The organism is Frigoribacterium sp. UYMn621 (assembly GCF_040549525.1).
In the GTDB taxonomy this organism is placed as follows: domain Bacteria; phylum Actinomycetota; class Actinomycetes; order Actinomycetales; family Microbacteriaceae; genus Lacisediminihabitans.
On record NZ_JBEPTM010000027.1, the window covers coordinates 1 to 10,575 of the forward strand.

11 protein-coding genes and 1 pseudogene are annotated in these 10,575 nt (G+C 59.8%); 3 read left to right on the plus strand and 9 right to left on the minus strand.

Annotated features, from left to right (window positions below; all coding sequences use genetic code 11):
- Positions 1-64: 64 nt before the first annotated feature.
- From ABIB54_RS17210 to ABIB54_RS17250, 9 genes are all read right to left on the minus strand, one after another.
- Positions 65-397, minus strand: coding sequence for a PRC-barrel domain-containing protein (locus tag ABIB54_RS17210; RefSeq protein ID WP_354576755.1), 333 nt, complete (start codon positions 395-397; stop codon positions 65-67).
- A gap of 565 nt (positions 398-962) precedes the next feature.
- A complete protein-coding gene (locus tag ABIB54_RS17215) occupies positions 963-2,627 on the minus strand; it encodes an APC family permease (protein WP_354576756.1) in 1,665 nt (554 codons plus the stop codon).
- Between the two features lie 49 nt (positions 2,628-2,676).
- The gene (locus tag ABIB54_RS17220) at positions 2,677-3,027 is read right to left on the minus strand and encodes an HPF/RaiA family ribosome-associated protein (RefSeq protein WP_354576757.1); all 351 of its coding nucleotides are present in this window, start codon (positions 3,025-3,027) and stop codon (positions 2,677-2,679) included.
- A complete protein-coding gene (gene glsA, locus ABIB54_RS17225) occupies positions 3,024-4,028 on the minus strand; it encodes a glutaminase A (RefSeq protein ID WP_354576758.1) in 1,005 nt (334 codons plus the stop codon). The genes ABIB54_RS17220 and glsA overlap by 4 nt, the downstream gene beginning before the upstream one ends.
- Positions 4,015-5,601: a glutamine/gamma-aminobutyrate antiporter GadC gene (gene gadC, locus ABIB54_RS17230; protein WP_354576759.1), complete on the minus strand. Its 1,587-nt coding sequence runs from the start codon at positions 5,599-5,601 to the stop codon at positions 4,015-4,017. The genes glsA and gadC overlap by 14 nt, the downstream gene beginning before the upstream one ends.
- A 16-nt stretch (positions 5,602-5,617) precedes the next feature.
- Positions 5,618-7,000 (minus strand): glutamate decarboxylase, encoded by a 1,383-nt coding sequence (gene gad / locus ABIB54_RS17235; RefSeq protein ID WP_354576760.1) that lies wholly within the window; start codon positions 6,998-7,000, stop codon positions 5,618-5,620.
- A complete protein-coding gene (locus tag ABIB54_RS17240; protein ID WP_354576761.1) occupies positions 6,997-7,854 on the minus strand; it encodes a slipin family protein in 858 nt (285 codons plus the stop codon). The genes gad and ABIB54_RS17240 overlap by 4 nt, the downstream gene beginning before the upstream one ends.
- Positions 7,851-8,003, minus strand: coding sequence for a hypothetical protein (locus ABIB54_RS17245; protein ID WP_354576762.1), 153 nt, complete (start codon positions 8,001-8,003; stop codon positions 7,851-7,853). Before ABIB54_RS17245 ends, ABIB54_RS17240 begins: the two co-directional genes overlap by 4 nt.
- Positions 8,004-8,116: 113 nt before the next feature.
- Positions 8,117-8,704 (minus strand): hypothetical protein, encoded by a 588-nt coding sequence (locus tag ABIB54_RS17250; protein ID WP_354576763.1) that lies wholly within the window; start codon positions 8,702-8,704, stop codon positions 8,117-8,119.
- Positions 8,705-8,993: 289 nt separating this feature from the next.
- Between ABIB54_RS17250 and ABIB54_RS17255 the strand changes: the two are divergent.
- The 3 genes and pseudogenes from ABIB54_RS17255 to ABIB54_RS17265 all read left to right on the plus strand — a co-directional run.
- Positions 8,994-9,425 (plus strand): annotated as a pseudogene (locus ABIB54_RS17255) (GAF domain-containing protein); the annotation flags it as partial.
- A gap of 30 nt (positions 9,426-9,455) precedes the next feature.
- Entirely contained in the window at positions 9,456-9,680 is a 225-nt protein-coding gene (locus ABIB54_RS17260; protein ID WP_354576765.1) for an ANTAR domain-containing protein, read from the plus strand.
- Positions 9,681-9,708: 28 nt separating this feature from the next.
- Positions 9,709-10,440 (plus strand): GAF and ANTAR domain-containing protein, encoded by a 732-nt coding sequence (locus tag ABIB54_RS17265; protein ID WP_354576764.1) that lies wholly within the window; start codon positions 9,709-9,711, stop codon positions 10,438-10,440.
- Positions 10,441-10,575 lie beyond the last annotated feature (135 nt).

Below are 10,575 nucleotides of genomic sequence, written 5' to 3' on the forward strand. Positions count from 1 at the left end.
CCGACGGCCCAACGAAGTCCACTATGGTTATCAGCAGCCAGCCCTGGCAGCGTAGACGAATCCACTAATTCCGCTGTCCGAAATCCCCGCAGCAGCCCAGTGCTTCCGAAACTTGGCTTCGCGTGTGGTTGAGGCGAACTTCGTCTTCGCTGATCGAGGCGATAGCGTCGATTGGAATCAGTGACTTCTTTTCGCCGATACCGAGAAAGCCGCCGGTCTCGACCCGCAGGAAGCGGATCTTCCGTGCTTTGTCGTCGATGAGCAGAGCGTCGATCTTTCCGATCTCTTGACCGTCTTTATCGATTACTTTGCGACCGCGAATATCGTTGCTCGCATCGGCGACCGTTTTTCCGAGGTCGTCCAAAGTTACGAGCTTTGCGTACTCATCTGTTGCCATTGTGTCTCCTGACTTCGCGCGGGAAAAGGCGTGGCCGAGGGCTGGAGCAACACCGCGAACGTACCTCCAGCATGACTGGGGTGTCAATACGCGAGACTCTTTGCGGATCACGATTGCGAGTGTCTCGTGTCCACGGGCCGGATCCTCATGCACCTCTTCCAACGCGTGGATCCGAAATCACCCATCTTGCCGAGGAAGATGTCGATGCATCGAAGCAGGCAAGACAGCCTCTTTGAGCACGCCCGCCGGCAGCGCACCCGGACAGAATTTTAAATGCGTGCCGGAGCCAGAAAAGAATTTCGAATTTTCGCAGAATCGTGTTCACTTTGCCCGGGCCGATTCTGAATCGAACTCGAAGCGATAAAATCGGCGATATCCTCCTCTGATGCCGAATCGCGGCAACCAGGGCCAGCAGTCGACCGCGGCATATCGAAACAGATACTCTGGCCGTCAACAGCCTGACAGGCGCTGATGCCGAGTGAGCGCACCTTCTTTCTCGGGGACGAAAGTCAAGCCGATGAACTGCACTCAGGAGCAGGTTCTCTCTCGAGTTTTCGAGTTCGAACTATTCTCGGTTGGCAAGCTCGGCCTCTACTTCCACAATATTGGCCTCGACGCGGTGCCGCGGGAGCCGCATTCGAATCGCCAAATAGAAGATCCCGACTGTGACCGCGACGTTGATGAGGAACACCCAGCCGAACATTTGCGGGTTGGAAGTGGGGTCACAGGTCCAACTGATCACTGACATAGCAGTGAACCACGGCAAGACCCAAAATGCGCCGGCATGAAAATCAAGACGGCCCTGGTGTTTGTCCCGACGACCGGCGACTCTGAAGACTGCTAGCACTACATAGCCGATCAACACGGTGAGGAAGAGCTTCGCATTGGTGGCCCATCCACCCCAGTAGACGATCATGTTTGCCGAGTAAAAGGCCAAGAGAGGGATCAGGTCGCCTCCGGGCACTCGGAACGGTCTCGGGCGATCGGGTACTTCCCGGCGCAAGGCGCCGACTACGACGGGGCCGACACCGAAGGAAATCACGGTCGCGCTGGTGATGAATCCGACGAGTTGCTGCCAACTCGGAAATGGCAGCAGTATCACGAGGCCGACGACGAAGCTCACGATGAGGCCCCACAGCGGAACGCCGAATCTGCTTGTTCGAGCCAGGGCAGCCGGAGCATCTTTGTTACGCGCCAGAGCGTAGGAAACTCGGGCGGCAACCGCCGTGTAAACCAGTCCCGTATCGGCCGGGGAAATGATCGCGTCGGCATAAAGGATGACCGCCAACCAGGTGAGGCCGGCGAGGGTGCTGATCGCCGCGAGCGGACCGAAGTCGTTTGCGAAGGCTAACCGTGCCCATCCACCAGATTTTGCGAGAACCGAACCCGGCACACCCAACGTGAAAGCCAGTTGTAACAGGGCGTAGATCACGGAGGTGATCAGGATAGATCCGATCACCGCGAGAGGGATATTCCGGCTCGGATTCTTGGTCTCACCAGCAAGCTCGATGCCCTGACGGAAGCCAAGAAAAGAAAATGTGATCCCTGCAGTGGAAATGGCGACGAAAATGCCCGGCATGCCTCCCGGGGCAAACCCATGAGAGGTGAAATTGGCGGGGGTGCCCATTGTTGTTGTGGAGAGGGCAGTGAAGATGAAGACCACGATCACCAACAGAATGACAACGAGTTTCCACCACACCAGTGCATTGTTCACTTGAGCGAAAAGCCGCACCCCGAACGCGTTAATAGCCAGAAAAACCGCGAGAAGGATCACGGCGCACCCGTAGCCCAAGGGAGTGAGCACGTGCACGATGTTGCCATTGACGGTCGAGGCGGTGGTGAATGCGGCGAACTTGCTCGCGTAGGTGAGGGCACCCTCGACTTCGATTGCCGGTACTGCGATGGTCGAAACCCAGGTGACAAAGCCGACGGAAAAGCTGGCAAATGAGCCCCAGACCAGATGCGGGTATCGCACCACTCCGCCAGAAATGGGAAACATCGGTCCGAGTTCCGCGTAGGTGAGTGCGATCAGAAGGATCATTCCGCCGGCGATGAGCCAGGAGAATACCGCAGAGGGACCGGCGATCACCGACGCGTTGAAAGCTCCGAAAAGCCAGCCTGAACCGAAGATCGATCCGATCGCGGCGAACAGCAGGCCGATCGGACCAACTTCACGGCGCAGCTTCCCAGAAGTGGTTCGAGTCTTCTTCTCGGTGGTTGGTGCGCCCATGATGCCCCCACGTCCTTCCGGGTGTGTTGAACGGTGCTGGGTGCGGGTGTTAGCGGGGCTCGACCCCGCCCATGGAACTGTCGCCCTTGTGATGGTCAAGTCGGCCGAATGTGCTGTCGAGCAGACGGAGCATCTTGTGGAGCGCACCGCTGACCGCGTCATCGACGGTCGAGGCGTTGTCGGTTGCGAATTCGGGAGTCAGGCCCTCGGGCCGGGCCTCGAGGACACAACGGATGTCGTCACCGGTGCTCCGTCCAGCGCTCCCGTCGCTCAGGGTGACATTCACCCGAGTCAGGTGAACGTCAAAGCGGGAGAGTGTTGTTTGCACCGTCGACTCGATGGCAGCTATCGGTTCCTCTGTGAGGGTGATGTTGTGGTCAGAATTTACGATGATCTTCATTTTTGCCTCCCGGCAGTTGCCAACCTGATACTGCTTTCTCGGCCGGCGTTCTGTCCATCCGCCTCGTGCGGTTTCCGGTAGAGGCTGAGGCCGAGGGTCGCAGCGATCTGGGTGATTGCGAGTTGCGCGCGGACGCTATTTCCGTGGCTGTCCAGTGGGGGCGAGAATGCGGCAATCGCGAGCCGTCCGGGCACTACTGCCATCAGGCCGCCGCCGACGCCGCTTTTGCCCGGCAGGCCGACTGTGTAAGCCCAATCGCCGGATGCTTCGTAAAGACCTTCCATCGTCATCTCGGCGAGAATATGTGGAACGTTCTCCCCGTGGACCGCGCGCGCGCCGGTGAGAGGATTCACACCGTCGTTGGCGAGGGTGGCACCCATAGTTGCCAGGTCAGCGGTCGTGATCAAGGTGGAACACTGGCGGGTGTACACGTCGCAGACCCCAACGGGGTCGTCGTAGAGATATCCGGCGGCTTTCAGTAACCAGGCGATGCCACGGTTGTGGGCATTCGTTGTCTGCTCCGACTGGTTGATCGTCTCGCTGAGCGCGATCGTGCGCCCGGCAAAGGCACTCTGCACAGCCAGAATCTTCGCCCACCTGTCTTCGGTACTGTCTGCAGGGATCAGACTCACCGAGGACATCGCGCCAGCGTTGACGAGGGCAGACATCGGTTTGTCGCCGTGGAGGGCTAGTGCCATCACCGAGTTGAAGGGGAGGCCGGTCGGGTCGGTGCCTACTTGGGAGTGGAACGCGTCGGAGCCGATCTCATCCATCGCCCGAGCCATGGTGAACACCTTCGAGATCGACTCGATCGCGAATTCTGTATTCGCATCACCGGCGTTGATGGTGTCCCCAGTGACGGTGACGACGCTGATCCCGAACAGGTCGGGGTCGACGGTGGCCAGCGCGGGAATGTAATCCGCGTTAGCTCCGCCGGTGACATCCCTGTTCTGAGACCATGCTGCGGCGACCGCGGACGCAATCCGGTCATGATCCGCCATGGGATGCCTTCTGCTTCGATTCCTCATGCAACTGGGCGGGCACCTTCGCGGAGGTGGTGACCGTGCCAGGCTCGTGACCTTCAGCTTCCCAGGTGAACGCCGCGAAGCCGCTCTGCGGATCCCGCCAGCTGTCCTTCCGTACGTGGTAGACCACGAAGGGCACGGCCACGAAGAACACGCTCAACACGACGAGGAGACCGACGTAGAACACCGGGCTGCCGACCTTGATCTGGTTCGGCGGGATGAAGCTGAAGAACATCGCAACCACCGACCCGAGGAAGCCGACTCCTGCCACAATCCAGATGCCCACCTTGCCACCGGGGATGCGGTAGGGACGGGGACGGTTCGGTTGCGTGACGCGCAGCCGAATGGCGGCGGCGAACATCAACAGGTACATGACCAAGTACAAGATCACCGTCAACTGGCTGAGGATCTGGTACACCGACTGCACCGACGGCAGGATGATGAACAACACCGCCAGCACGGAGACGATGATCGCCTGCGTGATCATAATGTTGAGGCCCATCCCGTGCTTGTTTGTTTTTTGGAAAAACTTGGGCAGGTTGCCCGCTTTGGCCACGACCAGCAACCCTGACGACGGCCCGCTAATCCAGGTGACGATACCGGCGAACACGCCGATCGCCAGCGCTACGGCGATGATCGGACCGGCCCACACGATATGTGCCCAGGCGAAGAGGTCGTTGTAGGCCGTCAGCAGGCTCTGCACGAGGTTGATGTCCTTCCTGGGCACGATGAACGCGACCGCAAGGGCGCCGAGCACGAAGACCACGACGGTGCCGAGTACGGCGATCAGCATCGCGATCGGATAGCTCTTGGTCGGGTTCCTCACGTCCTTGACGTGGATCGCGTTCATCTCCATGCCCGCGTAGAACAGGAAGATGCTGGCCGCGAGGACGATGTTGCCGAAGTTGGAGAAGTCGGGGATGACCGCCTTCCACGAGACATCGATCTGCGGCTTGTTGCCGGCGATGACATAGGCGAAGCCGAGCACGATCAGGATGCCGGCCGGCACGAGGGTGCCGATTACGCCGCCCCATTTCGCGACGCGTGAGAACGCTTTCGCACCTTTCAGAGCGATGAAAGTGGCCAGCCAGTAGACAACGAGAACCACGGCGAGAACAAACAGGCGGTTGCCCGCAACGGCCGCATCGGCGGCGTGATCGGGTCCGGTGTACGCCAGGGCGACAGCGCCGAACGTCAACGCGGTCGGGAACCAGATCGTGACCTCGAGCACGAGCATGAACATGGCGACAATCGCCCAGCGGCGCCCGAAGGCCTCGCCCACCCAGCGAAACACACCGCCGGTTTCGGGCCAGCCGGTGGCAAGTTCGGCAGCCACCAAAGCGGTCGGCACCAGGAACAGCACCGCGGCCAGCACGTAGTAGAAGATCGCACCCATGCCGTATTCGGCGACCGCGGGAAGACCGCGGAGGCTCAGGACGGCGACGATGTTGAGCATCGCCAAGCCGAAGATGCTGATCGTCGCAGCGCGTTTGACTTTCTCCTTCGTGGCGGAGGGAGTTGAGGCTGGTTGTTTAGTCGGTGTTGTCATTTCTTGGGTCCTGGTTCTAGTGGTGGAACGCGGGTTGGGTTTCGATCGGCATGGGCGATTCCAGCCGGTCAAGGTAGTCGGTCTGTTTTGCCATGTCGACCAGGAACCGGTCGGCGAGATCCATGCTCATTCCGTTGCGCACGACGATTCGTTGCACCGTGATGTCCTGAAGGTCTGCTGGCATCGGATAGGCCGGCACCAACCATCCCTCAGTACGCAGCCGGTCCGAGAGGTGATAGAGGTTCCAGTTCTTCGACGCGGAGTCCTTCAACTTCCACGCGAACACGGGAATGTCACTCCCGTCGTTCCACAGTTCGAACGGCCCCAACTTGGCAATCCCCTCGGCAAGGTATTTCGCGACATCCTGGGAGGCCTGCTGCACCTGCGTGTAGCCGTCCCGCCCGAGGCGGAGGAACAGGTAGTACTGCAACAGCACCTGCGCAGCGGGCCGGGAGAAGTTGAGGGCGAAGGTCGGCATGTTGCCGCCGAGGTAGCTGACCTTGAAGATGAGGTCTTCAGGCAGCAGATCGGCCGAACGCCAGACGACCCAGCCGAGTCCCGGGTAGACGAGACCGTATTTATGTCCGGAGGTGCCGATCGAATGAACCCGCTCCAGCCGGAAATCCCACTCCAGCTCGGGCTGCAAGAACGGTGCGATCATGCCACCGGAGGCGGCATCCACATGGATGGCGATGTCGAGCCCGGTTTTCGCCTGGATGGCATCCAATGCTTCGGCAATCTGCTTGACCGGCTCGTACATGCCCGTGTAGGTCACGCCCATGATCGCAACCACCCCGATGGTGTTCTCGTCAACATACTTCTCGAGTTCGTATCCGTCGAAGGTCTTGTGCTCTTCGGAGATCGGCACATAGCGTGCTTCGATGTCCCAGTAATTGCAAAACTTCTCCCAGCACACCTGCACGGCGCTGCTCATCACCATGTTCGGCTTCTCCGTCGACTTGCCGTCAGCGCGCCGCGCCTGCTGCCAGCGACGCTTCAGCGCGAGGCCGCCGAGCATGGATGCCTCGGACGATCCGATCGTCGAGGTCCCCATCGCCTTCTCAGGGTCGGGGGAATTCCACAGGTCGGCGAGGATTCGCCAGCAATTGGTTTCGATCGCCGCGGTCTGTGGGTATTCGTCTTTGTCGATCATGTTCTTGTCGAAGGTTTCGGCATACAGCCGGTTCGCGTGATCGTCCATCCAGGTTCCAACGAACGTGGCCAGGTTCAGCCGCGCGTTGCCATCGAGCATCGTCTCGTCATGCACGATCTGATATGCGGTCTCCGGCAGCATCTGCCCACTACCGAGTTGATATTTGAGCGCGACGGTATCTTCCCCGGGCCGCGCAAAGAGCGGGTTGAGAGTGACGAATGTGCGCGGGTCGGGGGTGGTGGTCATGGGAGTTCCTTCGCTTCTGTTTCGGATAGGGGTGACGGTGGTGCGGGAATCGTCGGTGCGGAAGTAGGTAGCACGGCTGCGGCACCAGCGGCTTCGCGCGCCAGGAAGGAACCGAGTTCGCTGATGGTGGACATCAGCGGGGCGGGGAAGACGACGGTCGTGTTCTTGTCGACGCCCAGTTCGATGAGGGTCTGCAGGTTGCGCAACTGGAGAGCGAGCGGGTGGGCCATCATCGTGTCTGAGGCGTCTCCGAGCGCGGCGGCAGCTAAGGACTCACCCTCCGCGGCGATGATCTTCGCTCGCTTTTCGCGTTCCGCCTCGGCCTGTTTAGCCATCGCCCGCTTCATGGTCTCGGGGAGTTGGATGTCCTTGAGTTCGACGAGCGTGACTTCTACTCCCCAGTCGAGGGTGGTGACATCGAGGATCTTGCGGATGTCGGCGTTGATAACGTCTGTCTCTGCCAGCATCTCGTCGAGTGTGTGCTGGCCGACGACTTTGCGCAGGGTGGTTTGTGCGATCTGGTCGATTGCTGAGTAGACGTTCTCGATCGCGACAACAGATTTGACCGCGGCGATCACGCGGAAGTAAGCGACCGCCGAGATATCGACGCTCACGTTGTCTTTCGTGATGATCCCCTGGGATTGGATCGGCATGGTGATAATGCGGAGAGACACCTTGGTCAGCCGATCCGCGATGGGGATGATCACGCGAAGCCCGGGGCTTTTTGTTCCGATTACCCGGCCGAATCGAAACTGCACACCCATCTCGTATTGCGTCACGATGTGGAGCGCCATCGGCACCAGAATGAGCACAAGCAGGACCAGCACCACGATGACAATAAGGAAGGCGCTCATGATGCCGGAGCCGAGGCCGCTGCGGCTGAACCGAGCCCCAGGGCGATGATTTCTATCGGCTGGGTGGCAGGGAGCGCGGTGTGCGCGTCCGCGTTCGCGGGGCTGATGGCCGATTGATTGACGGCGTCTGAGGTTGTGGGGGAAGTCATTGCTGCTCCTGGCGGGTCGGTAATTTGACCGCTGCCGGGATCTGGAGCAACAGATACAGCTAAAAAGAAAGTTCGTACGTGGCCTAGAGTCTTAGGTCCCGCGCCGTGAGTTTTCAGGCATGTCGGAGGGTGGGGTCGATAGGCCAGAAGGGTCGGGCGCCACCTGCGCTAAGTGCGGTGGTCTGCTTGTGGACTCTCACCCGGATGCCGGGTTGCGCCGGTTCCGGAACTTGGCCCAATTTGGAGATAAGAAGTGCCGCGGCTGAATCCCATACGAGGAATTGGCCGCATTCCTCAGCTCGATCCACTCGGCTGCCCGTCTCCGCAACAAATATTGGGCATACCCGGCTGATGAAACCAATGGTGTTGCCGGCGAGGACGATTTCCTCAGTCAACTCGTTCAGATCAAATACTTCGATCTGTATGGTCTGCATTTGGCCGTAGAAACTGCCCACAGGCAGCGGGACAGTGTCGACCCGCAAGGGGACTTCCCGCAGGCCCTCCGTCTGCGGAAATCCGAGGTCTGCCTCGACAAGGCGGTTTGCGAAAACCCCTCGACGGGAGGCATCGTCCACAACCAAGCCCACCGATAAGTTGTTCTCAGCGTCGGAACGTATCCGAGATGTAGGAGAAGATCCATTCGCGACGCCATCGTGCGGTTGAAGCGCCCAGGTCAGTCGTCTTGTGTTCGCGAAGGTCATCAGCACTCCCTAGTCTTCCGATAGAGAAGCGACCGAGGTCAGGAGTTGCTATATCGACAGAGTACGCCTGTAGTGGGCGAATATCGCCATAAGGTGTTGTCAGTCTCCGGACTGATGCAGGAAACAATCTGGCGCCCAACTGTTTCGCGCGGACTCGCCAGTGACGGATTGGGGGGCTGTGCGATAGCGTTGCAGCACTGTCCCAGCCCCTGGCAGCTTCCACTGCGAGAGGTCCCGATGCACTGTTCCCCGCTCCCGTTCATGCCAACGGACCACCACGGCGATGATGATGGCTGAGATCAGCGCAGAACCCAACGTGGCAACAAATTCGGCGACCTTGGATTTGTGTCGGCCGTTCCTCAATGACCTTCCAATTTCGGGAGCTTCGGTCACGGTGATCAGTCCCTCGGGAGCTCAAGTGGCTTTGTGCGCAAGCGACGCGGTGGCCGCTCGCCTCGAGGAACTGCAATTCGAGTTGGGTGAGGGACCCCAGTGGGTTGCCTCAAGGACCGGCAACGCTGTGCTGCTGCCGGACGTCGCCTCAGCCCCCCATGATCGATGGCCGATATTTGCCGCATCGTTGGGGCAGCTGAATGTGGGGGCAATATTTTCCATCCCCATACGAATGGGGGCAGTCACTGTGGGCGCCGCAACGTTGTACCGCGACACCCCGGGTGGATTGGATGAAGACGGTCAGTCATCCGCTCTCGCTATTGCGTCCGCGATCGCAAGCACCGCCATACAACGAGCTATGACCTTCGCCACCGACGACGATGTTTCTGAATCGGTAGCGGTGCCGGCGCTGCGCCGGGAAGCGCATCAAGCAACAGGCATGATCCTGGTCCAACTGGACACCACCGCAACCATCGCCTATTCACGGTTACAGGCCTACGCTTTCGCTCAAGGACGTACCGTCCTCTCAGTCGCACGCGACGTGGTTACCCGCACTCTCACATTTGATAACTTGCCCCTCTAAAACAGTCATAAAGCAGGAGACCATCAGAATGACCGCAAACAGCAGGGAAGCTCAGCTCAGTGCCGCGTTCGTAAAACTCGCCGACACCCTCGTCACCGACTTTGACGTGGTCGACCTCCTCCACTGGTTGGTCGAGGAATGCACACGCATTCTGGATACCCAAGCAGGAGGACTGCTCCTTGTCGACGCCGTCGGAGTTTTGCAACTCATCGCCTCCACCAGCGAAGAAGCGCAACTAGTCGAAGTCCTCCAACTCGCCGCCGGCGAAGGGCCCTGCCTCGACTGCTTCCGCACCGGCATCGCAGTCACCGTCGGCGACATACAGATCAACGCCGGAAAGTGGCCCGAATTCAGTGCCGAGGCGATTAAACAAGGATTCCTTTCCGTGCACGCAACGCCGCTCCGACTCCGCGGTCAGATCATCGGCACGATGAACCTGTTCAGCACCCACACCGGAGAACTGGCCCCGGCCGACATCGCCGTCGCCCAAGCGCTAGCAGACGTCGCCACCATCGGCATACTTCAAGAACGCACCATCAAAAGCTCCAGCATCATCACCGCGCAACTTCAACATGCGCTCGATTCTCGGATCCTGATCGAACAAGCCAAAGGAGTTCTCGCCGCCACGTCCGGAATGACCATGAACGAAGCCTTCGCCGCGATTCGTGCGTACGCCAGAAACCACAACCTCACCCTCGCGAAGGTCGCAGACGGGATAATCGCACGCACCCTAGACGTCACCGCCGCCACCGCAAGATGAATTCGGACCCGCCCGCCTATTCGCTGAGCGGTGAATCCGATTGAGCGTGCCTCGGTCCTGGTCGGACGCTGTGAAGCGATTGCCGGAGCCCATCGTGGAATAGGTGAAAGGAATTTCGATGGCAAAGCGTTCCGA